Below are 25,384 nucleotides of genomic sequence, written 5' to 3'. Positions count from 1 at the left end.
TCGGGGCCCGCACGTTGCAGGCATTACCGTAGCCACGAGTGCCCCCTCAGCGTCATTGCTTGAGGACGAGCAAACGATAACGAAACAACGCGACTGTCGGTGGCGCACTTTTGCGTTCCTGATGGCTCATTTTTGCGCCATGGAATACGCGATCGCGCTGCTAGCATTCGCCCACCCATTCGGATCAAGCCGGTCCGTCATGTGCAGGAGAATGCAATGGCAGCTTCACAACCGTTCAACAAGCAGACCGCCTACTGGGGCGTTTCCTGGGAGGAGGCTTACGGCTATCCGCAGGCACGGCGGGTAGGAAACGAGATCTATGTATCAGGTCAATTCAACCATGATGAGGAAGGTCATCTGGTAGCCCCGGCGCCTCTGAACGCCGACGGTAAGCCCAGTGATTTCTCTTCGATGGGAGAGCAGATGCGGATCTCTTACGACAACATTTCGAAGCTGCTCGCCTTGTATGGCGCGACTCTGCAGGACGTTGTCGAGGAAACGCTTTATGTGCTGGACATGGACGCTGCGTTCGCGGTGGTCGGCAAAGTGCGCAAGGCGGCCTTTGGCACTGAGCGGCCTCAGTGCGCGAGCAATATCATTGGAGTGTCGAGACTTGCCCAGCGTCCGCAGCTGATCGAGATCGTGTGCAAGGCCGTGATTGGCGCCCGAGACATCTGAGCGGCACTCCCGGTTTTGATCTAGGGAACCGGGAGTATCAATTGCCCCTCGACCAAGGGCTTTTGACTGGCCACGGCAGCGGCGCAGAAGGTCATGAAGGCTTTGACCCGCCACGATTTTCGAATGTCCTGGTGAGTCAGCAGCCACAACTCATCCTGAAGCTCCGGCACCACCGGGCCGGCGCGTACCAACCCTGGGGTGATGTCGCCCAACATGCAGGGAAGGAATCCAAAGCCCAGACCCGCCGCGATTGCAGCGCTTGCGGCTGCAACAGAATCGGTGCGGTACGCTATGCGCTCAGCAGCGACTCTGCTTTCGACATAGCTTGTCGCCTTCAAACCGCAGAGCGCTGCGGAATATGACACCCAGGCCTGGCCCTCTTCGAAAAGGGGCAAGGCAGTCATCTGCTTGGCGCTGCAGTAGGGTGCCCAGGCAATGTTCGCCAGTTTACGGCCCACCAGGCTTTCTGCAGGTTTTCTCGTCGCTCGAATGGCGATATCCGATTCATCCCGGGCGAGGCTGAGGGTTTCATTGCCCACCAGCACCTCGATGGTGATCCCCTCGTTCAGGGCCTTGAAGTCCGCGATGATGGGGGTGAGGAAGTACAGCAGCAGCGAGTCGCTGGTGGTAATGCGAAGTTTCCCGAGGGGGCCTTGGCCTGAACGTGAAACACGCCGCGTGACGCTGACGATATCCAGCTCCACTCGCTCGGCGAGTGCTCGCAATTCAGCACCCTCGGCGGTGAGCAGATACCCTGATTTGCGGTGATCGAACAGCGCGATGCCGAGCGTTCGCTCAACTTGAGCAACTCGGCGCGAAACGGTGGATACATTGATGCCAAGCTTCTTGGCCGTAGCCGAACGATTGCCGCAATCACTGAGCGTCTTGATGATGCGCAAGTCGTCCCACGAGAGCTGATTGACAGCCTCGCCTACGTCCCACTTCGTCCCATCAGGGGCAGCCGGAGCTTTTTCAGTTGGTGATTTCACACAGTTCGTTCCAGATTCTGAGGCGCAGATGATACGAGAAGGGGTTGGGTGGAGTAGCCATATTGTTCCGGCGATTGGTTGAAAACTATTATGCCGACTGGCTGCTATGGGTCGATTCTGTTGAAAAAGTAGCCCCCCTGTCTGGCCTTCGGCAAAACCCTCGTATTGGCCAGCAGGGAAGCACTGGACGATCCATTTACGGATGGCGTTGGTATTGATGCCGTGGCTGATGGCGACACTGGATATGGTTGCTCCAGGTCGCAGGCATTCCTGAACGACGTTCTCGAATCCCACGACTTACGTGAAGTTCGTCGCACGTCCGTCGCCCCGGAACTTTCCTACATCATGCGTCTGGCATGGATCAATGTTTTCCCTCAGCGTTTGCCCTAACGTCCCCCGACCCACCAGTCACCAAGGACGACAGGAAATGCAGACGTTGCAACGAAAGCACGATATCCAGCCATTGGAAGGCGCGGAAATGACCCTGCTGGTCAATGGCCTGCCGGCAGTGGCCAGCGCGGGGGAGACCGTCCTCAGCGTGCTCAATGCCATTGGCCTGCGCCAGCTGGCGCGCAATGACCACGACCAGCTCAGCGGCGCCTTTTGCGGCATGGGTGTGTGCCACTGCTGCCTGGTGCAGATTGACGGGCGGCCCAAGCGCCGGGCGTGCCAGACGGTGGTCAAGCCGGGCATGCAGATCGAGACCGAAGTGAACCGCATGCACGGGGAGGCCCGCTCATGAGCCTTCGCCCAGTGATCGTCGGTGCTGGCTCAGCTGGCATGGGGGCGGCCATCGAGCTGGCCGACCACGGCGTCGACAGCCTGCTGTTCGATGAAGCCTCGCGTCCTGGCGGGGTGGTTTACCGCGGCCCGTTGCGTGCCGGCATCGACCTCGGTTACCTAGGCCCTCGCTACGCCAAGGCCCTCAACACCCTGCACGAAGACTTTGCCGCCAGCGCCAGCCATATCGACCTACGCCTCAACCACCGCGTGGTGGGCGGCGATGACCAGCGCCTGATGGTGCTCGATGGCGACGAGCAACTGCACGAGATCGACTATTCCCACCTGCTGCTGGCCGCCGGCTGCCATGAGCGCAATGTGCCGTTCCCCGGCTGGACCCTGCCGGGAGTGATCCTGCTGGGCGGGCTGCAGCTGCAGATCAAGAGCGGCGTGGTCAAGCCGCTGGGCAGCACCTTGATCGCCGGCACCGGGCCGTTGCTGCCCTTGGTTGCGTGCCAGCTGCATGCCGCCGGGGCCAAGGTCAGCGGGGTATATGAAGCCTGCGCGTTCAACCGCATCGCCAAGGAAAGCCTGGCGCTGATGAACAAGCCGCAGCTGTTCCTCGATGGCTTGAGCATGCTCGCCTACATGAAGCTCAACGGCATCCCCATGCACTACGGTTGGGGCGTGGTAGGGGCCACGGGCGAGGATGAGTTGTGCGAGGTCAGCGTCGCGCCCTACACCCAGGACTGGAAGCCGGACATGACCCGCGTCCAGCGCGAGACGGTGCAGACGCTGGCGGTGGGCTACGGCTTCATCCCACGCACCCAGCTCAGCCAGCAACTGGGCCTGGAACACGGTTTCAGCGAAGACGGCTACCTGCGCGCGGTGTGCAACGTGTGGCAGCAGAGCAGCCGCCCGAACACCCACCTGGCGGGTGACATGGCCGGTATCCGTGGCGGCGAGGCGGCGATGCTGACCGGGCGTATCGCTGCGCTGTCGATGCTCCTGCAGATGGGCAAGCTCGATGCCGAACAGGCCATCGAACGGCGCGAGCTGTACCTGGGCAAGCTCGCCGCGATCAAGCGTTTCCGCGCGGGCGTGGAACGCTTCACCGCACGGGGGGCGGCGCAGGTCGAACTGCCCCAGGCCGACACGGTGATCTGCCGTTGCGAACACGTCACCCGCGAGCAGATCGACCTGGCGCTGGAACAGGGCGTGCAGGACATGGCCAGCCTGAAGATGCGCACCCGGGTGAGCATGGGCGACTGCCAGGGGCGCATGTGCGTCGGTTACTGCAGTGATCGCCTGCGTAGCGCCACCGGGCGCCAGGATGTCGGCTGGCTGCGCCCACGTTTCCCGGTAGACCCGATCCCGTTTTCCGCATTCGCACACCTCGGCACGGAGGCCTGAGCATGGCCAAGCACTACGACATCATCATCGCCGGCGGCGGCGTGATCGGCGCGTCCTGCGCCTACCAGCTGTCCAAACGCAGCAACCTGAAAATCGCCCTGATCGACAGCAAGCGCCCGGGCAACGCCACGCGCGCATCGGCGGGCGGCCTGTGGGCCATCGGCGAATCGGTGGGGCTGGGCTGTGGGGTGATCTTCTTTCGCATGATGTCCTCGCGCAGCAAGCGCGAGGCCAATGGCGCGGCGGTGGTGGTCGACTCCAGTACCCCGCATATCCTGCCGCCGTGTTTCTTTGACTTCGCCCTGCAGTCCAACGCGATTTATCCACAACTGCACCGCGAGCTGATCGAGCGTCACGGCATGGACTTCAAGTTCGAGCGCACCGGGCTCAAGTACATCATCCAGGATGACGAGGACCAGCTGTACGCCGAGCACATCGTCAAGCAGATCCCCCACCTGGCCGACCAGGTGCGCTGGCTCGACCGCGACGCGCTGCGGGCCTCGGAGCCGGCGGTGACGCAGCAGGCCAATGGCGCGCTGGAGTTCCTCTGCGATCACCAGGTGAGCCCGTTCCGCCTGGGCGACGCTTTCCTGGAGGCGGCACGGCAGAACGGTGTCGACCTGTACCCCAACGTGAATGTCACCGGGGTGCTGCATGAGGGCTCGCGGATCAAGGGCGTGCGTACTGCCGAAGCCGGCGAGTTTCACTGCCACACACTGATCAACGCCGCGGGCGCCTGGGCTGCCGAGCTGAGCGAGTGGGTGACGGGCCTGAGCATTCCGGTCAAGCCGGTAAAGGGCCAGATCGTGCTGACCGAGCGCCTGCCCAAGCTGCTGGACGGCTGCATCACCACCAGCGATTGCTACATGGCGCAGAAGGACAATGGCGAGATCCTGATCGGCAGTACCACTGAAGAGAAAGGCTTCGATGTCAGCAACACCTTCCCGGAGATCAGTGGGCTGGTGCAGGGGGCAATCCGGTGCGTGCCGGAGCTGGCGCAGGTGAACCTCAAGCGCACCTGGGCCGGGCTACGCCCAGGGTCGCCGGATGAGCTGCCGATCCTCGGGCCTGTGGATAATGTCGAGGGGTACTTCAATGCCTGTGGACACTTCCGCACCGGGATCCTGACGTCGGCGATCACCGGGGTGCTGCTGGACAAGGTTGTCCACAACGAGGCGTTGCCGCTGGATATCACGCCGTTCCTGGCGTCGCGGTTCGGTGAGGGCGTGGATAAAAAAGTCGTGCACGGCTAGAGGCTGCAGGGGCCGCTGTGCGGCCCATCGCCGGCAAGCCGGCTCCCACAGGATTGCGCGATCTTCAAGGTCAACGACCTACCTGTGGGAGCTGGCTTGCCAGCGATGAGGCCAGAGCAAGCAACACAGGACTGTTGCTCTCACCCCCTCAGATCAGATCTGCATCGCCATCCCATCCACATTCATCGCCGCCTGGCGCAGGGCCTCGGAACGGGTCGGGTGCGGGTGGCAGGTGAGGGCGATGTCTTCGGCCGAGGCCGAGAACTCCATGGCCACGCAGAACTCGCCGATCATCTCGCTGACGCTCGGGCCGACCAGGTGCACACCCAGCACCTCGTCGGTGTTGGCGTCGGCGAGAACCTTGGCGAAGCCTTCGGTCTCATGGTTGATCTTGGCGCGGCTGTTGGCGGTGAAGGGGAACTTGCCGACCTTGTAGGCGCGGCCTTCGGCCTTGAGCTGCTCTTCGGTCTTGCCGACAGTGGCCAGCTCCGGGCGGGTATAGATGACGCCCGGGATCAGGTTGTAATTGACCTCGTGCGGCTTGCCGTGGATGCGTTCGATGCAGGCCACGGCTTCGTCCTCGGCCTTGTGCGCCAGCATCGGGCCGGAGGTGACGTCGCCGATCACCCAGATGCCCGGGACCGAACTGCGGTGATGGTCGTTGCTCAGCATGCCGCGCTTGTCGGTCTCCAGGCCCACGCTCTCCAGGTTCAGGCCCTGGGTGTACGGGCGACGGCCGATGGCCACCAGTACATAGTCGGCTTGCAGGGTTTCGGCGGCGCCACCGGCTGCTGGTTCCAGGGTGAGGCTGACGCCATCGGCCGATGGCGTGGCCTGGGTGACCTTGCTGCCCAGCTTGAAGGTCATGCCTTGCTTGGCCAGGGCCTTCTGCAAGGTCTTGGCGGTTTCCGCATCGGTGCCCGGGCAGATGCGGTCGAGGTACTCGATCACCGTCACCTCGGCGCCGAGGCGGCGCCACACCGAACCCAGCTCCAGGCCGATCACGCCGGCGCCGATCACGATCAGGTGCTTGGGCACCTGGGGCAGGGAGAGGGCGCCGGTGGAGTCGATGATGCGCTGGTTGTCGATGGTCACGCCCGGCAGCGGGGTCGGTTCGGAGCCGGTGGCGATGACGATGTCCTTGGCCTGCAAGGTGGTTTCGCTGCCGTCCTCGGCCTTGACGACGACCTTGCCGACGCCGTCCAGGCGGCCCCAGCCCTTGACCCAGTCGACCTTGTTCTTGCGGAACAGGTACTCGATGCCCTTGGTCAGGCCGGTCACGCTTTCATCCTTCTGTTTCATCATCTGCGCCAGGTTCAGGCTCGGCTTGACCTCGATGCCCAGGTGCGCGAACTCGTCACCGCTGGCCGCCTCGAACAGTTCGGAGGCGTGCAGCAATGCCTTGGAGGGCATGCAACCGACGTTCAGGCAGGTGCCGCCGAGGGTCGATCGGCCTTCCACGCAGGCCACGCTCATGCCCAGCTGGCCGGCCCGGATAGCTGCGTTGTAGCCGCCGGGGCCGCCGCCGATGATCACCACGTCATAGGATTTCATGGGTTAGTTACTCCAAGGGTGAGGAAGCGAAGAGGGGCATAAGGTTAGTCTGAGCGTGGAGGATTGTATACAATCTGCTGCGTTGGCCGTGCCAGATAGTTCTAGACCATGGTCGCGGTTAACGGAAACTTCGCACGAATGAACTACCCTCATGCGGTAGCGTCCGACTTGATAAGACGTGGCGTTCCGAATCCGTGAAAGGGAGGGTCATGAATGCTTGCGCAACTTCCACCCGTTTTGCAGAGCCTGGACATACCGTTGCGGGTCAAGCTGTGGGACGGCAACCAGTTCGATCTGGGGCCCAGTCCGCAGGTCACCATCGTGGTCAAGGACCCCAAGCTGATCGCCCAGTTGACCCACCCCAACCTGGAAGCACTGGGTTCGGCTTTCGTCGAAGGCCAACTGGAGCTCGAAGGCGATATCGGTGAAGTCATCCGGGTGTGTGACGAGCTTAGCCAAACGCTGCTCAAGGACGAGGACGACGTGCTGCCGCAGCGCACCTCTCACGACAAGAGCACCGACGCCGAGGCCATCTCCTACCACTACGACCTGTCCAATGCGTTCTACCAGCTGTGGCTGGACCCGGACATGGTCTATTCCTGTGCCTATTTCAAAGAGCCGGACAACACCCTGGCCCAGGCCCAGCAGGACAAGTTCGATCACCTGTGCCGCAAGTTGCGCCTGCAGGGCGGTGACTACCTGCTGGACGTTGGTTGCGGTTGGGGCGGGCTGGCGCGTTTTGCCGCCCGTGAGTACGGCGCCAAGGTGTACGGCATCACCCTGAGCAAAGAGCAGCTGAAACTTGGCCGACAGCGGGTCAAGGAGGAGGGGCTGGCCGACAAGGTCGACCTGCACATTCTCGATTACCGTGACCTGCCCGAGGATGGCCGCTTCGACAAGGTGGTCAGCGTCGGCATGTTCGAGCACGTCGGCCACGCCAACCTCGAACTCTATTGCCGCAAGCTGTTCAGTGCGGTGCGCGAAGGCGGGCTGGTGATGAATCACGGCATCACCGCCAAGCACGTGGACGGTCGCCCGGTGGGCCGTGGCGCGGGTGCGTTCATCGACCGCTACGTATTCCCCCACGGCGAGCTGCCGCACATCTCGATGATCAGCGCGCGCATCTGTGAAGCGGGGCTGGAGGTGGTGGACGTGGAGAGCCTGCGCCTGCACTACGCCAAGACCCTCAACCACTGGAGCGAGAACCTTGAGAACCAGCTGCACCGCGCCGCCGCGCTGGTGCCGGAGAAGACCCTGCGGATCTGGCGCCTGTACCTGGCCGGCTGCGCCTACGCCTTCAGCAAGGGTTGGATGAACCTGCACCAGATCCTCGCCGTGAAACCTTTCGCCGATGGCCATCACGACCTGCCGTGGACGCGTGAGGACCTCTATCGCTGACGGGCTGCCCGGCGTGCCCCTGTGGGGCACGCCGAGGCGCTACAGGATCGGCGAAATCAAACGCGCAATACGCATCCCCAGTTGCTGCAGGCGATGGGTGTCGCGGCTGTCCTCGGCGGTGATCTCCCTGGCCTGTTCGAAGTCGTTCACCAGCATCTGCTCGACCTGGTCGGCGAAGGCGCGGTCCACGGTGAGCAGGGTAATCTCGAAGTTCAGGCGGAAGGAACGGTTATCCAGGTTGGCGCTGCCAATGGCCGTGACCTCATCATCCACCAGCACCACTTTCTGATGCAGGAACCCCGGCTGATAGCGGAACATCCGCACGCCCGCGCGCACCGCCTCGAAGGCAAACAGGCTGGAGGCGGCGTAGACGATACGGTGGTCGGGGCGTGCGGGGATGAGGATGCGTACATCGACGCCGCGCAGCACGGCCAGGCGCAAGGCGGCAAAGATCGCTTCGTCGGGGATGAAATACGGGCTGGTGATCCAGACCCGGCGAGTGGCCGAGTGGATGGCTTCGAGGAAGAACAGCGCGCAGGTTTCCTGGGGGTCGGCCGGGCCACTGGCCAGGGCCTGGCACAGCACGCCATCTTCAGGGTAGGTGTCGGGCAGGATCAGCGGAGGCAGCTGGCGCGTGGCCCAGTACCAGTCCTCGGCGAACGATTCCTGCAGGCAAGCCAGTACCGGGCCGCTGATCTGCACATGGGTGTCGCGCCACGGCGACAGGCGCGGGTGCGCGCCGAGGTACTCGTCGCCCACGTTGTGCCCACCGAGAAAGCCCAGCAGCCCATCCACCACGACGATCTTGCGGTGGTTGCGAAAGTTGACCTGGAAGCGGTTGAACAAGCCGCGGCGGGTGGCGAATGCCTGTATCTGCACACCGCCGTCGCGCAGCACCTGGCTGTAGCTGGCCGGCAATGCGTGGCTGCCGACCCGGTCGTAAAGCACGAAGACCCTTACGCCTTCCGCCGCCTTGCGCAACAGCAACTGCTGGAGCTCTCGGCCGAGCACGTCGTCGTGGATGATGAAGAACTGCACCAGTACGGTGTCACGGGCCTTGTCGATGGCAGCGAAGATCGCCTTGAAGGTGGCTTCGCCATCGATCAGCAGCTTCACCTCGTTGTTGGCCAGACATGGCATGCGCCCCAGCTTGGGCATGGCGCGCAGCGCCGCATAGCTGTCGGACTCGCGGGCGGTCAGGGCTTCCTCCACCCACGGCCGCCAGTTGAGATTGGCCATGGCCACGTGCATCTCCTGGTTGGCATGCCGGCGCGCGTTGATGTACGCATAGAACGAACGGGCACCGAAGATCAGGTAGGGGATGAGCGCAAAGTAGGGGATGAAGAACAGGGGCATGGCCCAGGCGATCGCACCTTGGGCGGTACGCACGGTGAACACGGCATGCAGCGCCGCGATGATGCCGAGCAGATGAATCAGGCCGAGCACGTAACCGAAGAAGTAGGGGCTGTGGTAATCCATACGCATCCTGCTTGCCGTTAGCACTGTCGCTAACAGACCACGTTCGTGGGGGTGGCTGCAACCTGCAAGGGAAAATGACGTCTAACGGCACAGTCCGGCCAGAGCCGGTAATTCGAGGAGCTTTCATCCATGAAGATTCGTCTGCCACTGCTTGCCCTGGTCGTGGGCCTGGGTAGCCCGTTGGTTCACGCGCAGATGCTGCAACCCGGCCTGTGGGAGCTGACCACCAGCAACATGCAGGTCGATGGCAAGCCGTTACCCGACATGCAGTTCATGCTCGGCCAGTTGAAGAATCTGCCGCCGGAGCAGCGGGCGATGATGGAAGGCGCCTTGGCCAAGCAAGGTATCAGCGTGGGTGGCAAGGGCGTGCGTTCATGCCTGACCCCGGAGCAGGTCAAGACCAACGACATCCCGCTGCAAGACCCTCAATCGGGCTGCACCCAGAAGATCACCGACCGCACCGGCAATGTCTGGAAGTTCCAGTTCAGCTGCCCGAAAGCCCAGGGGCAGGGCCAGGCCACCTTCCTCAGCGACAAAGAGTTCCTGACCAAGGTCAACGGCACCTTCAACGCATCGGGTGTGCAGCAGCAGGGCAGCATGGACACACGGGCGGTATGGTTGGGCAACGACTGCGGCACCGTGAAACCCCGCAGCTGATTACCACCGCCAGCGGCTGACGGCGACTGCGTCGTGGGCATGCAGGCTCTCTGCATGTTCCACGCGCACGCTGAACGCGCTCACCCACGGCAACTGGCGCAACGCCAGGTGCAGGCGCCGCGCGGCGTCCTCACAGAACATCAGGTTCTGCCCGTTCGCCAGGGCGAAGGCCTGCTCGTCGGCACGCTTCACGGCGGTTTGCACGGCTGTGCCTAAGGCTTGCTCAGCCTGGTCGATCAATTCAGTCAGTGGCCACGCATCAGTGCCTGGCCGCACCTGTAGCTTGGCCATGCTCCGTTGGCTGTGAGGTGTGGCGACGATGCCACTGCTGCTGCCCAGCCATTGGCGCACGCTGTCCCGGTCCAGCGCTTGGCTGACGAAATCCTGGTCGAACTGCGCCTGGATGAGTTGCCTGGCCAGTGCGGCCGAGCAGGGGCACGTGGAGGAATAGGGAATATCCACGGATAGTTCCACGTGGAACATTTCATCTTTCAGCTGTGCATCGAGCCGCACCGGGTAGCGTTTCCATCCGGCCAGAGGGCTGATCAACGCTGGGCGTTTGAGCAGATGATCGAATTCCAGCCGCAGGTATGCGGCTCTGGAAAGGCCCTGGTGGCTGAAGAGAAACTGCTCGAGGGTCTGGCGCATCAGCGGCAGGCTCAAGGGCTGGTGTTCGAGTGCTTCCAGCGCCAGGTACAAGCGCGACATGTGAATACCACGCGCAGCACCTTCGTCCAGGCTGACGCCTGCGCTGGCATGGGCGCTCAGATTGCGACCTTCCACCTGCAGCGGCAGGGCGATACCGCACATGCCTACCCAGTCCAGCGGCAAGCTGTGTTGGCTGCTTTGCGTGGCGATGTCGGGCAGGGAAAGGCTAAGGCTGGTCATGAATGGTGTCCTGAAAAAGTAGGGCTCAACGGCAACCACCGAGCAGGCTGCAGTGCAGATCGAAGCGCTGGCCGCTGGAGCTCGAGACGCGATTGAGGGTGGTCCAGCCGACACGCCGGCTGTAACCGACCCAGGCTTCGCCATCGCTGGCCAGGCCCGTGAAGAAGGTGAGCGCGCCGTAGCGGCTGTTGGTTTGTGCCCACAGCCGTTTGCCCTGCACTTCGTAACCGCGCAGGTAGAAGGTGCTGCCTGCGCTGCGCACGCTGTAGTAGTTGCCCTTGCTGTCCTGGCAGGCCAATAGCGTGGCGCTGCGAGTACACAGCGCCAGGTCGGTGCGGGGCATGGCCAGTAACGAGGTCGGCAGGGCAATCAGCAGCAATGCGCTGGCGCGGGGCAATTTCATCGATGAGGCACTCCAGGCAACCCTTCGGTCGAGACGGCTTGGCGAAATTGTATTGTTATAATATAACATGACGCAATGCATCGTTTCGAATGCGCCTGCCCGATGAGGTCCGTCATGCCCAACCGTCTTCCTGTCACCGTGCTGTCCGGCTTCCTCGGCGCCGGCAAGAGCACGCTGCTCAATCACGTTTTGCGCAACCGCGATAATCTGCGGGTTGCCGTGATCGTCAACGACATGAGCGAAATCAACATCGATGCCAGCGAAGTACAGCGCAACGTCAGCCTCAACCGCGCGGAAGAAAAACTGGTGGAGATGAGCAACGGCTGCATCTGCTGCACCCTGCGCGAAGACCTGCTGGAAGAGGTTGCGCGCCTGGCGCGTGAGGGCCGCTTCGATTACCTCTTGATCGAGTCGACCGGGATTTCCGAACCGCTGCCGGTGGCCGAGACCTTCACCTTCCGTGACGAACAAGGGCGCAGCCTGTCGGACATGGCGCGGTTGGACACCATGGTCACCGTGGTCGACGGGCTCAACTTCCTGCGTGATTACCAGGCTGCCGACAGCCTGGCCAGCCGCGGCGAGACCCTCGGTGAAGAGGATGAACGCTCGATCAGCGACCTGCTGATCGAGCAGGTCGAGTTCGCCGACGTGTTGCTGCTGAGCAAGATCGACCTGATCGGCCAGCACGAACGTGAAGAGCTGATCGCCATCCTGCGCAGCCTCAATGCCCGGGCGCAGATCGTGCCGATGGTCATGGGCCAGGTTGCGTTGGAGCGAATCCTCGATACCGGCCTGTTCGACTTCGACCAGGCGGCGCAAGCGCCGGGCTGGCTGCAGGAGCTGCGTGGTGAACACGTGCCGGAAACCGAGGAGTACGGCATCGCCGCGACCACCTGGCAGGCCCGCCGGCCGTTTCACCCGCAGCGCTTCTTCGACTTTATCCACACGCCCTGGAGCAATGGCCGGCTGCTGCGCTCAAAAGGGTTTTTCTGGCTGGCCAGCAAGTACCAGGAGGCCGGTAGCTGGTCACAGGCGGGCGGCATGATGCGCCATGGCCTGGCCGGGCGCTGGTGGCGTTTCGTCCCGCGCGAGCAATGGCCGCAAGACGAAGCGGATATGGCGGCGATCCTCAAGCAATGGTCGGTGGACACCGGTGACTGCCGTCAGGAGCTGGTATTCATCGGGCAGAACATCGACTTTGCGCAGTTATCCACAGCGTTGGACGCCTGCCTGCTGAGTGAGGAAGAAATGGCCTTGGGGCCCATGGGCTGGCTACGGTTGGAAGATCCGTTCGGCCCTTGGATCGAGGAGCAGGCGGCATGAAGCTGGCGCCCCAGGTTGTGGATATCTGCCAGGTCTTCGGGCCGTCACCCAAGGTGATGACCGACATGCTCAAGGATGGCGTCAACCTGGCCGTCTGGCAGCGCCAGTTACCCGCCCAGGTCGAGGATTTCTGCGCGCTGGTGCTGAGCCTTGGCCAGACACTGGCGGACGAGCGGGTGATCGATGTCGACGAGCAGCATCCGCCACAGCTGCCGGGGCTGCTCAGGGAAGCGGCCGATCTGCATGGCTACGAAGGTTTCGTCGCCGATGTGGCGTGGCTGGTGGCGGCCTACACCTGCCTGCTCGGTGCACGGCGCATCGGTTTGCGCCTGCGGGTACTGGATGGCGCGATGTGCCCGCGCTTCCATGTGGATAACGTGCCGGTGCGCCTGCTCACCACCTATGCCGGTAGCGGCAGTCAATGGCTGGAGGAGGGTGTGATAGACCGTTCAAGGTTGCAGCTCGATCAACCTGCTGTGGATAACATCCGCCAGCTGGCGGCGGGTGACGTAGCGCTGCTCAAGGGCGAGAAATGGATTGGCAATGAAGGTGCAGGCCTTATCCACCGCTCGCCGCTGACGGCGCCCGGCGAGCGACGCCTGCTGCTCAGCCTTGACTGGCTGGCCTGACGGGGCATAGTGGGCCACGCACTTGCCTGATACCTACCTATGTTGCAGAACATTCCCACCCATGTAATCGCAGGCCCGCTGGGCGCCGGCAAGACCAGCCTGATCCGCCAGCTGCTGGCGCAGCGCCCGGCCAACGAGCGCTGGGCGGTGCTGGTCAACGAGTTCGGGCAGATCGGCCTGGACGCGGCACTGCTGGCGCGTGATGACGATGGCATTGCCATTGGTGAAGTGGCGGGGGGTTGCCTGTGTTGTGTCAACGGCATGCCGTTCCAGGTTGGTCTTGGCCGCTTGCTGCGCAAGGCGCGCCCGGACCGGCTGTTCATCGAGCCCTCTGGGCTGGGCCATCCCCGGCAATTGCTGCAGCAACTGGGGCAGGCGCCGTGGCAGGCTGTGCTGGCCGTGCAGCCGCTGCTGATGGTGCTGGATGCCCAGGCACTGGCCAGGGAAGAACTGCTGCCTGAAGCGCAGCAGGCGGCTTTATCGGCAACTGCACTTTTAGTTTTCAACAAGTCGGCATCTGTGGATGAAGCCAAGCGCCTGTTGATAACTGCGCGATTCCCCGGGTTGCCTGCAGTCTGGACGGATCATGGGGCATTGCCGTTGGACCGCCTGCCAGGTTTGTCCACAGTCGCTGACGTCGACGCGGCTTTGCAGCGGCTGGCTGTGGGCAACTCGATCGCCGCACCATCAGCGCTGTGGACAGATCCATCCGAGCCGATCTGCCAGGCCAGTGAGAGTGAAGGGGGTTGGAGCGTGGGATGGCGCTGGCACCCCAGTCAGCGTTTCGAGCCCGCGCAGTTGAACGCCTTTTTGCATGCCTGGCCATGGCGCCGGGCCAAAGGGGTTATCCACAGCCCACAGGGCTGGCAGTCATTCAACGGCCTTGAAGGCCACGAGCCCGAGTGGCAGCCAAGCGAGTGGCGCAGGGATTCACGCCTGGAGTTGATCTTCGCCGAGGCCCAGCCATTGGCCGAGCTGCAGGCCGCGCTGGCGGCGTGTCGCCTGGATGGCTGATCAGTTGTGCCAGCGGTTGTGCTCCTGGCGCCACTGCTGCATCTCGATGACGTTATCGGTGCGTGGCGGGGTCTTGATCTCGAAGGGGTAGGGCGCCAGCTCGATCTGTACGCTGTGCGCGCCGAACTGTGTGACGGTACCCGGGTGGCGTTGCTCGCCGGTGACGGTGAACTCGAAGTTGTAGATGCGTGCCAGGCGCTTGCGGCCATTGGCGTCACGCACGAATGCGATGCGTTTGAGCGCCACGGCGTCGTCCAGCAGCTCCAGGTCTAGCTTTGCGCAATGCTGCTTTACCCGGGCCTGGGCTTTTTCGCGCAGCCCGTGGTTGTGCCACAACCAGGCGCCGGCGGTCGCCACCAGCATCAGGACGAAGACGTTTTCGAGGGTCAGCATTTGCGTAAGCTCCAGACAGGTCGAGCCAGCTTAACTGTGCCGCTGGCCTGTCGTACAGATGGCATTCGGGTTCATACTGCGGGCCGCACATTTGTTCACACAGTTTCGGAATCGTCCTGCATGAAACGTACACCGCATCTGCTCGCCATTCAGTCCCACGTGGTCTTTGGACATGCCGGCAACAGCGCCGCGGTGTTTCCGATGCAACGGGTCGGGGTCAACGTCTGGCCACTCAACACCGTGCAGTTCTCCAATCACACTCAGTATGGACAGTGGTCGGGGGAAGTGCTTGCTCCAGCGCAAATTCCTGCGTTGGTGGAAGGCATTTCCAACATCGGCGAACTGGGCCATTGCGATGCGGTGCTGTCGGGTTACCTGGGCAGTGCCGAGCAAGGGCGGGCAATCCTGGCCGGTGTCGCGCGGATCAAGGCGGTCAACCCCAAGGCGCTGTACCTGTGCGACCCGGTCATGGGCCACGCCGAGAAAGGCTGCATCGTGCCCGCCGAGGTGAGCGAATTCCTGCTCGAGCAGGCCGCCGCCCAGGCCGACATCCTCTGCCCCAACCAGCTGGAGCTGGACAGCTTCTGCGGGCGCAAGGCGCAGTCCCTTGAAGATTGCGTCGGCATGGCCCGTGGGCTGCTGGAGCGTGGGCCGCAGGTGGTGCTGGTCAAGCACCTGAGTTACCCGGGGCGCGCGGAGGATGCGTTCGAGATGCTGTTGGTGACGGCCAAGGAAAGCTGGCACCTGCGTCGCCCGCTGCTGGCCTTCCCGCGTCAGCCGGTCGGGGTGGGCGACCTCACCTCAGGGCTGTTCCTGGCTCGGGTGCTGCTTGGCGACAGCTGGGTGCAGGCGTTCGAGTTCGCAGCGGCCGCGGTGCATGAGGTGCTGCTGGAAACCCAGGCCTGCGCCAGCTACGAACTGCAGCTGGTGCGGGCCCAGGACCGCATTGCCCACCCGCGCGTGCGTTTCGAGGCGCAGCGCCTGGTTTATTAAATGGCGTCAGTCTTAAGGTCCTGATAGCGCTGCTCCAGCTCCTGGCGGATCTGGCGGCGCTGCTGGCCCTGAAGGAAGCGGCGTTTCTCTTCGCTGTTGAGCGGTTGGCGCGGCGGCACCTTCACCGGGCGGCGATCATCGTCCACGGCGACCATGGTGAAGAAGCAGCTGTTGGAATGGCGCACCGAACGCTCGCGAATGTTCTCGGTGACCACCTTGATGCCCACCTCCATCGAGGTATTGCCGGTGTAGTTGACCGATGCCAGGAAGGTCACCAGCTCACCGACGTGCACAGGCTCGCGGAAAATCACCTGGTCCACCGACAAGGTGACCACGTAGGTGCCGGCATAACGGCTGGCGCAGGCGTAGGCGACTTCGTCGAGGTACTTGAGCAGGGTGCCGCCGTGTACGTTGCCAGAGAAGTTGGCCATGTCCGGTGTCATCAGGACAGTCATAGTCAACTGGGCGTTTCCAGGTTCCATAGTGAGCTCACGGTGAAGTTGCGCTGAAGCGGGGCTGGTATCTGCTGACACTTCTGTTCCCCTCATAGAGGTTTCCCATCCTGGTACGGGACGTCGGCTGACGCTCCATCGTCACGCCGATCTTGCCATCAGCGGCGCCGGTTCGGCCGATCTGTTTCTGCATATTGCATCGGCATTTTGCGGCAAGGCGCGATGTTAACCTGACGGGGCCCATGCAACGTGGGCTTTTCCATCTATTACAACAGTATGTGCCTGCTTTCTGCGTCAGACGTTTCCGACGGAGGAGTGGTCCGCTACGTGCATTGACACAAGGAGTACTCGCGCCATGCATGCCATCAGCTTCATCCAGGATCTGGCGGTGATCATGCTGGTCGCCGGGGTGGTGACCATCCTCTTCCATCGTCTCAAGCAGCCCGTGGTGCTGGGCTACATCGTTGCCGGCTTCATCATCGGCCCGCACACGCCTCCCTTCGGCCTGATCCACGACGAAGACACCATCAAGACCCTCGCTGAACTGGGGGTGATCTTTCTGATGTTCTGCCTGGGCCTTGAGTTCAGCCTGCGCAAGCTGTTCAAGGTCGGGGCCACGGCGTTCATAGCCGCGTTCCTGGAAATCGTGCTGATGATCTGGATCGGCTTCGAGATCGGCCGCTGGTTTGGCTGGAACACCATGGATTCGCTGTTCCTCGGCGCCATCCTGGCCATTTCCTCGACCACCATCATCGTCAAGGCGCTCAACGACCTGAAGATGAAGAACGAGCGCTTCGCCCAGCTGATCTTCGGCGTGCTGATCGTCGAGGACATCCTGGGCATCGGCATCATCGCGTTGCTGTCGGGCATCGCCGTCAGTGGCTCGGTCAGTTCCGGGGAAGTGTTCTCGACGGTGGGCAAGCTGTCGCTGTTCATGATCGTCGCGCTGGTCATCGGCATCCTGCTGGTGCCGCGGCTGCTGGCCTATGTGGCGAAATTCGAAAGCAACGAAATGCTGCTGATCACCGTGCTGGGGCTGTGCTTCGGTTTCTGCCTGCTGGTGGTGAAGCTTGAGTACAGCATGGTGCTGGGGGCCTTCCTGATCGGCGCAATCATGGCCGAATCGCGCCAGTTGCTGAAGATCGAGCGGCTGATTGAGCCGGTTCGCGACCTGTTCAGCGCCATCTTCTTCGTTGCCATCGGCCTGATGATCGACCCCTCGATTCTGCTCGAGTACGCCTGGCCTATCGTGGTGATCACCCTGGCAGTGGTACTGGGCAAGATGCTCTCCTGCGGCATGGGCGCATTCATCGCCGGCAATGACGGGCGCACTTCGCTGCGGGTGGGCATGGGCCTTTCGCAGATCGGAGAGTTCTCCTTCATCATCGCGGCGCTGGGCATGACCCTGCAGGTCACCAGTGACTTCCTGTATCCGGTCGCGGTGGCGGTGTCGGCCATCACTACGCTGCTCACGCCCTACCTGATCCGCGCGGCCGACCCGCTGTCGATCAAGTTGGGCAAGGTAATGCCGAGCCGCCTGTCACGGGTGCTGTCGCTGTATGGCGAGTGGTTGCGCAGCATCCAGCCCCAGGGCGAGGGGGCGATGCTGGCGGCGATGATCCGGCGAATTCTGTTGCAGGTCGGGGTCAACCTGGCGCTGGTGATCGCGATCTTCTTCAGTGGCGGTTATTTCGCCGGGCGCATCGGCGAATGGCTCAGCGAGTGGGTGGCGGATGTCAGCCAGCAGAAGGCACTGATCTGGGGGGCTGCGTTGCTGCTGTCGCTGCCGTTCCTGATTGCGGCGTACCGCAAGCTCAAGGCGCTGTCGATGTTGCTGGCGGAGATGGGGGTCAAGCCGGAGATGGCCGGGCGGCACACGCAACGTGTGCGCAGGGTGGTCGCCGAAGTGATCCCGCTGCTGTCGTTGCTGGTGATTTTCCTGCTGCTGTCGGCACTGTCGGCAAGCATCCTGCCAACCAGCGAGCTGCTGCTGATCATTGCGGTGGTGGCGGCGGGGGTGGTGGCGTTGCTGTGGCGCTGGTTCATCCGCGTTCATACGCGGATGCAGATCGCCTTGCTGGAGACGCTGGAGAACAACCGCGATCAATCGCACTGAGCGAGGGAACGCTCTCTGCGCGAGATTTCATCGTCGTCCGAGGGGATGGAGCGGTAGCGATGTCGCCAGGCGCAGAAAGCCTGGCGATTTTACGGGTATTCAATGGCCATGAGCCATTACTTTATGCGGGTATTTCTCATTCAGCTTTCCAGCCAGACATCCCGTGCCCAGTGCCACACTGATTCCCAGCTCTCTTCGGTGACGATTTCTTCTTCGGCGGACCACAGCACAACAGTGCCGTCTTCCTCGACGCAGTAGTAGTCGTCGCCGTCCTGGCACAGTGGGATCAGGTCACGCGGTACACCGGCGTCCCAGGCGTTGGAGGCAACGTCCGGCAGGTAGGTATGGGATTGCGGGTCGGTGACGGTCACAGGTTCCAGCGAGCCGTACACGACATCGCTGACGGTCAGCAGGAACTCCTTGAACACGAATGGAATGTTGATGAACAGCTGTTCCTCGATTTCGACCAGTTGGTCTTCGTCGGGCAGCTCCAGCGGCACCGGTACCGGCTCGTTGGCTTCACGCAGTTGTTCGATCACTTCTTCCACGGTTCACATCCTCTAGCCTTGATGACAACGCTGCGCGTTATACCCTAGTAGCCGACTCCGGCAAAAGCAAAAACCCCGGGACAGGCCCGGGGTTTTTTGTGCAACGTGCGCGGGTTAACCGTTTTGGCGGATACCGGCGAGCATCCAAGGCTGGTTTTCGCCCTGGGCGCGTTCCATGTGCCAGCTCTCGTTGAAAGCCTCGCCCTGGTCGAAGCGCGAGGTCTTCGACACGCCACGGAAGGTCAGAGTGGCGATGGTCTTGTCGGCGCGGTCGTCGACGCCTTCCAGCTGTACATCGAGGTCGTCGATATAGGTGGACTGGAAGCCTTCACCCTGTTCGGCGCGCTCACGCTTGAGGAAGTCGAGCATTTGCGGGGTGACGAACTCGGCGATCTTGTCCATCTCGTTGGCGTCCCAGTGCTGCTGCAGCGACTGGAAGTGCGAACGGGCGGCGGCGAGGAAGCTGGCTTCGTTGAACCAGGCCGGGGCGTTGATGGTCGGCGCGGCAGCGGCTGGCGCGGCGGAACCGCCGAAGATCGACTGCGGGGCGGCCTGCGGCTGGGCTTCGCGCTGGTACGGGGCGTGGCCGGCAGCAGCGTGTTGCGGCTGTTGCTGGCGACGGCGCGCGGCGATGAAGCGGAACACCAGGAAGGCGATCAGGCCCATGATCAGGAAGTCCATGATCTGCATGCCCTGGAAACCGTCACCCATGAACATGGAAGCCAGCAGGCCACCGGCGGCGAGGCCGGCCAGAGGGCCCAGCCAGCGCGAAGCGCCGCTGGCGGCGGCCGGTGCACGGCCTGGAGCGGTCGGTGCGGCGGCAGGTGTGGTCGGTGCGGCCTGGCGAGTCTGGTGCATGGGCGCTGCGCCCGAGCTCTTGCCGCCGCCGAAGCGCTTGGCGTTGGCGTCGAGGCTCAGCGTCAAGCCGACGCAGAGCGCCAGAGCGATGCTAAGAAAACGTTGCATAAGTTGGGGGTTCCCATTTTGTGGATTGCACGCGCGTCATGGTGCACATGAAGCTGTGGACATGGCTAGCGACAAGATGTTTCGAGCTTTTGCCTGACAGGTATCGAGTTTCGATGTTCCAAGCCTGCTAGATCATCGCGGGGCAAGCCCGCTCCCACGAGCTTTCATGGGAGTTGGATTGCCCCGCGATCTGGCTCAGATAGCCTCGAGCTTCGCATACCCCAGCATCAACCACTTGCTGCCTTCAGCGAAGTTCACCTGCACCCTTGCCTGCGCGCCTGCGCCCTCGAAGTTGAGGATCACGCCCTCACCGAACACCGCGTGCTGCACGCGCTGGCCGAGGTTGAAGGCGGTCTCGGGAATGCTGGCGTTGGCGAACAGGTTGCTGGCCGGGGCCTTGGCGCCGCCGAACGGGCGGCTGACCGAGTTCGACAGGCGTACTTCCTGAACCAGACCGGCCGGAATTTCGCGTACGAAACGCGACACCTTGTTGTAGGTTTCGCTGCCGTACAGGCGACGGGTCTCGGCGTAGGTCATGATCAGCTGGCGCATGGCCCGGGTGATGCCCACGTAAGCCAGGCGGCGTTCCTCTTCCAGACGGCCAGGCTCTTCCAGGCTCATCTTGTGCGGGAACAACCCTTCTTCCATGCCCACCAGGAACACGTAGGGGAATTCCAGGCCCTTGGCACTGTGCAGGGTCATCAGCTGGACGCTGTCCTCGTGCTCGTCGGCCTGGGTGTCGCCGGCCTCCAGCGAAGCGTGGCCGAGAAACGCCGACAACGGCGTCAGGTCGGCATCTTCGTCGCTGGTCTCGAAGTTGCGTGCGGCGCTGACCAGTTCTTCAAGGTTTTCTACCCGTGCCTGGCCCTTTTCGCCTTTTTCTTCCTGGTGATAGATGATCAAGCCGGACTGCTCGATGACCGTCTGGGTCATCAGGTGCAGCGGCATGTCCAGCACCTTGGCGGCAAGCTGCTCGATCAGCTCGATGAACGCGCCCAGGGCGCTGGCGGCGCGGCCCTTCAGCGCTTTGCCGGCGAGCAGCTGGCACATCGCTTCCCACATCGACACCTGGCTGTGGCGGGCATGGTCGCGGATGGCCTCGACGGTTTTTTCACCGATGCCGCGCGGCGGCACGTTGATCACCCGTTCCAGGGCGGCGTCGTTGCCGCGGCCCTCGAGCAGGCGCAGGTAGGCCATGGCGTTCTTGATCTCGGCGCGTTCGAAGAAGCGCTGGCCGCCGTAGATGCGGTAGGGAATACGTTCGCGCAGCAGGGCCTCTTCCAGCACCCGTGACTGGGCGTTGGAGCGGTACAGGATGGCGATTTCGTTGCGCGCATTGCCCTGCTTGATCAGGCCTTCGATGGTCTCGACCACGTAGCGCGCTTCGTCGTGCTCGTTGTACGCGGCGTAGAGGGTGATCGGCTCGCCCTCGCCCATGTCGGTCCACAGCTCCTTGCCCAGGCGCCCGCTGTTGTTGGCGATCAGGGCGTTGGCGGCCTTGAGGATGCCACCGGTGGAGCGGTAGTTCTGCTCCAGGCGGATCATCTCGGCGTCAGGGAAGTCGCTGGTGTACTGGTGGATGTTCTCGATTTTCGCGCCGCGCCAGCCGTAGATCGACTGGTCGTCGTCGCCCACCGCCATCAGGCTGTCGCCACCGGCGCCGAGCAGGCGCAACCAGGCGTACTGCACGGCGTTGGTGTCCTGGAACTCGTCCACCAGGATGTGCCGGAAGCGGCGCTGGTAGTGCTCGAGCAGGCCCGGCTGGTCACGCCACAGGTCGAGGGCGCGCAGCAGCAGCTCGGCGAAGTCGATGACCCCGGCGCGCTCGCAGGCCTGTTCGTAGGCGCTATAGATGTCGCGCATGGTGGTCAGGTAGAGGTCGCCGCCCGCCTGGATGTGGCGTGGGCGCAAGCCCTCGTCCTTCTGGCCGTTGATGAACCACTGGACCTGGCGCGCCGGCCACTTCTGCTCGTCGAAGCCGAGCTCGCGGATCACCCGCTTGATCAGGCGCTGCTGGTCGTCGCTGTCGAGAATCTGGAAGTTCTGCACCAGCCCCGCTTCCTGCCAGTGCGCTCGCAACAGGCGGTGGGCCAGGCCGTGGAACGTGCCGACCCACATGCCGGCCGGGTTGATGCCCAGCAGTTGCTCGATCCGCTGGCGCATTTCCGCCGCCGCCTTGTTGGTGAAGGTCACCGACAGGATCGAATGTGGGGAGGCCCCTACGACCTGGATCAGCCAGGCGATACGGTGCACCAGCACCCGGGTCTTGCCCGAGCCGGCACCGGCCAGGACCAATTGCCGCCCGACCTGGGCCGCTACGGCCTGGCGTTGAGCGTCGTTGAGGGAGTTCAGCAGGAGGGAGAGGTCATCATTGCGCATCCGGCCATTCTAGGGCCGGGCAGGGGGCAGGGGCAAACGCCGCCGACGCAAATCACCAGGCGGGCGATTTACCGTTCATCGGCATGGCTCGCCAGCCTGCGTGGTTGAGCGGTCGCATTTGGACGGGCGGGACAATTTCAAAATCATGACCTGGAGCAGTTTGGTCCGGCGCGGCGCTTGTGTATTCTCCCTGCACATTTGTGGTCTGCCATAACAAAAACACAACAAGAAACCAGCCCTATGACCCAGGATTGCATGGCGATCGGAGCATCGCCAGAGACGACACGGAGCGTTCGCAGGCAATTCGCCACTCAGCTGTCTATCGAGCGCACCCGCCTGCTGTATCAGGGCTCCCTGTTGCCCACGCTGTTCATGCTGCTGACCGGTACGCTCTGCGCCTGGCTGTTGTGGAGCCCTGCGCGCTATCTGCTGGTGAGCGTATGGCTGGCCTGGCTGCTGGCGCTGGTCGCCCTGCGGGTGATCCAGGTGGCGGCGTTCGAGGCGGCGACCCCCTCGCGCCAGGCCAGGCCAAACTGGCGACGCATGTTCCTCGCCGGGTCCGCCTTCAGCGGGCTGACGCTGGCCAGCGCGGCGATTGCCCTGGTGCCTGTGGACAACTTCGTGCAACAGGCCTGGGTGTTCGGCCTGCTGGGCACTGCGGCGTTGTCGGCCAGCGTTGCTTATGCCGTCAGCCTGCCGGCATTTCTGAGTTTCGCCTTGCCCTGCCTGTTGCCGCCGACCCTTTTCCTGTTCGCTTATGACGCCGGCCACCAGCGTGGCTGGGGTTGGCTGGGGCTGATCCTGCTGGGCGCCCTGATGGTGGTGGCCTGGCAGGTCAATCGGCTGATCGAGCGCGGCCTGCTGCGGCGCTTCCAGAACCAGGCATTGATCGAGCACCTGCAAAGCACCCAACGCCACGCCGAGGACCTCAACCACCAGCTCAGCACCGAAGTTCGCCAACGCCGCCAGGCCGAGGACGAGTTGCGCCTGGCCCACGACGGCCTCGAACAGCGCGTGGCCCAGCGCAGCCATGAGCTGGACCTGGCCAACCAGGCGCTGAGCAAGAGCGAGCAACGCCTGGCCCTGGCGCTGCAGGCCAGCGAGCTGGGCCTTTGGGACTGGAACCTGGAAAGCGACGAGGTTCATCACACCCAGTTGCACGCCCTGTTCGGCCTCGATGGCGACCAGGTCCGCTCGGTCCGCGCCGACCTCAAGCCCCGGCTGCACCCCGATGACCTGCCGCTGCTGCGGCGCACCTTGGTCGAGCATCTCAAGGGGCGCACCGAGGACTACCGGGTCGAGTACCGGGTACGCCATGCGCAGGGCCACTGGTGCTGGATCGAGGACCGCGGCCGGGCGGTAGAGCGCGATGTCGACGGCAAGGTCGTGCGCATGCTCGGCACCCGTCGTGACATCTCGGCGCACAAGGAGCAGGAAGAACAGCAACGCCTGGCCGCCACGGTATTCGAGGCCGCCAGCGAAGGCATCGCGATCCTCGACGCAAGCTTTCAGTTGTTGGCGGTCAACCAGGCGTTCTGCGACGTTACCGGCTACGGCCGTGCCGAACTGATCGCTCGCAACGCCCTGGAACTGCCCTGCAGCCGCGATGCGCGGCGGCACAGCCAGGCCATCGATCAGGCGTTGGAGCAACAGGGGCGCTGGCAGGGCGAACTGGTCGAAGCGCGCAAGAACGGCGAGCTCTACCCGCAGTGGTTGCAGCTCAACAGCGTGCGTGATGCGCGCGGTCGCATCGCCAACATCGTCGGCTTCTACACCGATCTATCGGCCCGCCGCGAGTCAGAGGAGCGCCTGCGCTACCTGGCGCACTACGACGATCTGACCGGGCTTGCCAACCGGGCGTTGTTCCGCCTGCGCCTGCACGAGGCCACCCAGCGCATCCGCTTGAATGGGCGCAGCCTGGCCTTGCTGCACGTCGACCTGGATCGCTTCAAGCTGCTCAACGAGAGCCTCGGCCATGAGCTGGCCGACCAGTTGCTCAAGAAGACGGCCCAGCGGATCGCCAACGCGGTACCGGAGGCCGATACCGTGGCGCGGCTGTCGGGTGACGAGTTCGCCATCCTGTTCGACGGTTACACCAACCTTTCCAGCCTGGTGCGGGTCACAACGCGTCTGCTCGACAAGCTGCGGGTGCCGCAGCGCTTGGGTGGGCATGAAGTAGTGATCAGCGCGTCGGTGGGTATCAGCGTGCTGTCGGATGCCACCTTCGACCTCAATGCGCTGGTCAGCCAGGCCGACATGGCCAAGCAGCACGCCAAGCATCTGGGCGGCGACAATTTCCAGTTCTACACCGAGAGCCTGCGCGCCAGCACCTTGGAGCGCCTGCAACTTGAAAACCAACTGCGCAAGGCCATCGACGAAGGCCAGCTGCTGGTCTACTACCAGCCCAAGTTGTGCCTGCGCACCGGCCAGTTGCATGCTGCCGAGGCGCTGGTGCGTTGGCAGCACCCGGAGTGGGGCATGGTGCCGCCGGGCGAATTCATCGGTTTGGCGGAAGAGACCGGGCTGATCGCGCCGATGGGCGAGTTCGTGTTGCGCCAGGCCTGCTGGCAGGCCTGTGAGTGGTTGCGCCAGGGGCTGGAAGTGCGGGTCTCGGTCAACCTGTCGGTGTACCAGCTGCGTCAGGGCAAGCTGGTCAGCCTGGTGCGCCAGGTGCTGCAGGAGTCGGGGCTGGCGCCGCACCTGCTGGAGTTGGAACTCACCGAAAGCCAGTTGCTGGACAGCGTCGAGCACATCATCGCCACTTTCGAGCAGCTCCATGAACTGGGGGTGAAATTGGCGATCGACGACTTCGGCACCGGCTATTCATCGCTCAGCTACCTGAAACGCTTCCCGGTGGACTACGTGAAGATCGACCAGGCATTCATCCGTGGCCTGCACGACGGCAACCAGGATGCGGCGATCACCCGGGCGATCATTGCCATGGCCAAGAGCCTGCAACTGCAAGTGGTGGCCGAGGGTGTGGAAACCCGCGAGCAGTTGCAGTTCCTGCGCGAGCAGGGTTGCGACGAGGTGCAGGGCTACCTGATCAGCCGGCCGGTGGACGCGGCCTCGTTCCAGGTATTGCTTGAGCGTCCGACCGCCGACCTGTTGCGCTAGCCTGGGAGCGGCGCTGCCGTTG

The 25,384-nt window shown here is 63.3% G+C and carries 22 protein-coding genes; 12 read left to right on the top strand and 10 right to left on the bottom strand.

Annotation, left to right across the window (positions count from 1 at the left end; translation table 11 throughout):
- Positions 1–216 precede the first annotated feature (216 nt).
- Entirely contained in the window at positions 217–678 is a 462-nt protein-coding gene (locus tag LOY51_RS26810; RefSeq protein WP_125861202.1) for a RidA family protein, read from the top strand.
- A gap of 20 nt (positions 679–698) precedes the next feature.
- On the opposite strand, the gene LOY51_RS26805 is transcribed toward LOY51_RS26810, so the two are convergent.
- The gene (locus LOY51_RS26805) at positions 699–1,667 is read right to left on the bottom strand and encodes a LysR family transcriptional regulator (RefSeq protein ID WP_190306025.1); all 969 of its coding nucleotides are present in this window, start codon (positions 1,665–1,667) and stop codon (positions 699–701) included.
- 427 nt (positions 1,668–2,094) lie between these two features.
- On the opposite strand from LOY51_RS26805, the gene hcnA reads away from it, so the two are divergent.
- The 3 genes from hcnA to hcnC are packed head-to-tail and all read left to right on the top strand — an operon-like array spanning position 2,095 to position 5,053.
- Positions 2,095–2,409 carry a cyanide-forming glycine dehydrogenase subunit HcnA gene (gene hcnA, locus LOY51_RS26800; RefSeq protein ID WP_125466121.1) on the top strand — a complete coding sequence of 105 codons (315 nt, stop codon included), beginning with the start codon at positions 2,095–2,097 and terminating at the stop codon, positions 2,407–2,409.
- A complete protein-coding gene (hcnB, locus tag LOY51_RS26795) occupies positions 2,406–3,800 on the top strand; it encodes a cyanide-forming glycine dehydrogenase subunit HcnB (protein ID WP_258643799.1) in 1,395 nt (464 codons plus the stop codon). Before hcnA ends, hcnB begins: the two co-directional genes overlap by 4 nt.
- Positions 3,801–3,802: 2 nt before the next feature.
- Positions 3,803–5,053 (top strand): cyanide-forming glycine dehydrogenase subunit HcnC, encoded by a 1,251-nt coding sequence (hcnC, locus tag LOY51_RS26790; RefSeq protein WP_258643798.1) that lies wholly within the window; start codon positions 3,803–3,805, stop codon positions 5,051–5,053.
- 153 nt (positions 5,054–5,206) lie between these two features.
- On the opposite strand, the gene lpdA is transcribed toward hcnC, so the two are convergent.
- Positions 5,207–6,607: a dihydrolipoyl dehydrogenase gene (lpdA, locus tag LOY51_RS26785; RefSeq protein ID WP_258643796.1), complete on the bottom strand. Its 1,401-nt coding sequence runs from the start codon at positions 6,605–6,607 to the stop codon at positions 5,207–5,209.
- Positions 6,608–6,820: 213 nt separating this feature from the next.
- On the opposite strand from lpdA, the gene cfaB reads away from it, so the two are divergent.
- Entirely contained in the window at positions 6,821–8,005 is a 1,185-nt protein-coding gene (gene cfaB, locus LOY51_RS26780; RefSeq protein ID WP_258643794.1) for a C17 cyclopropane fatty acid synthase CfaB, read from the top strand.
- A gap of 39 nt (positions 8,006–8,044) precedes the next feature.
- Here the strand turns inward: cfaB and cls are convergent, their stop codons facing one another.
- The gene (gene cls / locus LOY51_RS26775) at positions 8,045–9,484 is read right to left on the bottom strand and encodes a cardiolipin synthase (protein WP_125861195.1); all 1,440 of its coding nucleotides are present in this window, start codon (positions 9,482–9,484) and stop codon (positions 8,045–8,047) included.
- Between the two features lie 129 nt (positions 9,485–9,613).
- On the opposite strand from cls, the gene LOY51_RS26770 reads away from it, so the two are divergent.
- Positions 9,614–10,141: a DUF3617 domain-containing protein gene (locus LOY51_RS26770; RefSeq protein WP_125466115.1), complete on the top strand. Its 528-nt coding sequence runs from the start codon at positions 9,614–9,616 to the stop codon at positions 10,139–10,141.
- Here the strand turns inward: LOY51_RS26770 and folE2 are convergent, their stop codons facing one another.
- Positions 10,142–11,029, bottom strand: a complete 888-nt coding sequence (gene folE2 / locus LOY51_RS26765; RefSeq protein WP_258643792.1) for a GTP cyclohydrolase FolE2 — start codon at positions 11,027–11,029, stop codon at positions 10,142–10,144.
- Positions 11,030–11,054: 25 nt separating this feature from the next.
- Entirely contained in the window at positions 11,055–11,432 is a 378-nt protein-coding gene (locus tag LOY51_RS26760; protein ID WP_258643790.1) for a glutamine synthetase, read from the bottom strand.
- A 114-nt stretch (positions 11,433–11,546) separates the two neighbouring features.
- Here LOY51_RS26760 and zigA point away from each other — a divergent pair, with 114 nt between their 5' ends.
- Genes zigA through LOY51_RS26745 form a run of 3 tightly spaced genes read left to right on the top strand, consistent with a single transcriptional unit; the run spans position 11,547 to position 14,398 of the window.
- Positions 11,547–12,755, top strand: coding sequence for a zinc metallochaperone GTPase ZigA (gene zigA / locus LOY51_RS26755; protein ID WP_258643788.1), 1,209 nt, complete (start codon positions 11,547–11,549; stop codon positions 12,753–12,755).
- Positions 12,752–13,384, top strand: a complete 633-nt coding sequence (locus tag LOY51_RS26750) for a DUF1826 domain-containing protein (protein ID WP_125466111.1) — start codon at positions 12,752–12,754, stop codon at positions 13,382–13,384. The genes zigA and LOY51_RS26750 overlap by 4 nt, the downstream gene beginning before the upstream one ends.
- A gap of 39 nt (positions 13,385–13,423) precedes the next feature.
- Positions 13,424–14,398 carry a CobW family GTP-binding protein gene (locus tag LOY51_RS26745; RefSeq protein WP_258643785.1) on the top strand — a complete coding sequence of 325 codons (975 nt, stop codon included), beginning with the start codon at positions 13,424–13,426 and terminating at the stop codon, positions 14,396–14,398.
- On the opposite strand, the gene LOY51_RS26740 is transcribed toward LOY51_RS26745, so the two are convergent.
- Positions 14,399–14,791 (bottom strand): DUF3301 domain-containing protein, encoded by a 393-nt coding sequence (locus tag LOY51_RS26740; protein WP_258643783.1) that lies wholly within the window; start codon positions 14,789–14,791, stop codon positions 14,399–14,401.
- 120 nt (positions 14,792–14,911) lie between these two features.
- Here LOY51_RS26740 and pdxY point away from each other — a divergent pair, with 120 nt between their 5' ends.
- Entirely contained in the window at positions 14,912–15,784 is an 873-nt protein-coding gene (pdxY, locus tag LOY51_RS26735; RefSeq protein WP_110995073.1) for a pyridoxal kinase PdxY, read from the top strand.
- On the opposite strand, the gene LOY51_RS26730 is transcribed toward pdxY, so the two are convergent.
- Positions 15,781–16,266, bottom strand: a complete 486-nt coding sequence (locus LOY51_RS26730) for an acyl-CoA thioesterase (protein ID WP_110995074.1) — start codon at positions 16,264–16,266, stop codon at positions 15,781–15,783. The genes pdxY and LOY51_RS26730 overlap by 4 nt on opposite strands.
- 325 nt (positions 16,267–16,591) lie before the next feature.
- Between LOY51_RS26730 and LOY51_RS26725 the strand changes: the two genes are divergently transcribed.
- Complete coding sequence (locus LOY51_RS26725; RefSeq protein ID WP_125466108.1) at positions 16,592–18,352, top strand: cation:proton antiporter; 1,761 nt, start codon at positions 16,592–16,594, stop codon at positions 18,350–18,352.
- 140 nt (positions 18,353–18,492) lie between these two features.
- Here the strand turns inward: LOY51_RS26725 and LOY51_RS26720 are convergent, their stop codons facing one another.
- From LOY51_RS26720 to uvrD, 3 genes are all read right to left on the bottom strand, one after another.
- Complete coding sequence (locus tag LOY51_RS26720) at positions 18,493–18,900, bottom strand: SMI1/KNR4 family protein (RefSeq protein ID WP_125466107.1); 408 nt, start codon at positions 18,898–18,900, stop codon at positions 18,493–18,495.
- A 114-nt stretch (positions 18,901–19,014) separates the two neighbouring features.
- Complete coding sequence (locus tag LOY51_RS26715; protein WP_110995077.1) at positions 19,015–19,866, bottom strand: Tim44 domain-containing protein; 852 nt, start codon at positions 19,864–19,866, stop codon at positions 19,015–19,017.
- 195 nt (positions 19,867–20,061) lie between these two features.
- Positions 20,062–22,245, bottom strand: coding sequence for a DNA helicase II (uvrD, locus tag LOY51_RS26710; RefSeq protein ID WP_125861181.1), 2,184 nt, complete (start codon positions 22,243–22,245; stop codon positions 20,062–20,064).
- A gap of 240 nt (positions 22,246–22,485) precedes the next feature.
- Here uvrD and LOY51_RS26705 point away from each other — a divergent pair, with 240 nt between their 5' ends.
- The gene (locus LOY51_RS26705; RefSeq protein ID WP_258643781.1) at positions 22,486–25,362 is read left to right on the top strand and encodes a putative bifunctional diguanylate cyclase/phosphodiesterase; all 2,877 of its coding nucleotides are present in this window, start codon (positions 22,486–22,488) and stop codon (positions 25,360–25,362) included.
- Positions 25,363–25,384: the final 22 nt, after the last annotated feature.

Source organism: Pseudomonas sichuanensis, from assembly GCF_024749065.1.
Classification (GTDB): domain Bacteria; phylum Pseudomonadota; class Gammaproteobacteria; order Pseudomonadales; family Pseudomonadaceae; genus Aquipseudomonas; species Aquipseudomonas sichuanensis.
This window is presented reverse-complemented; position numbering and strand designations above follow the sequence as displayed.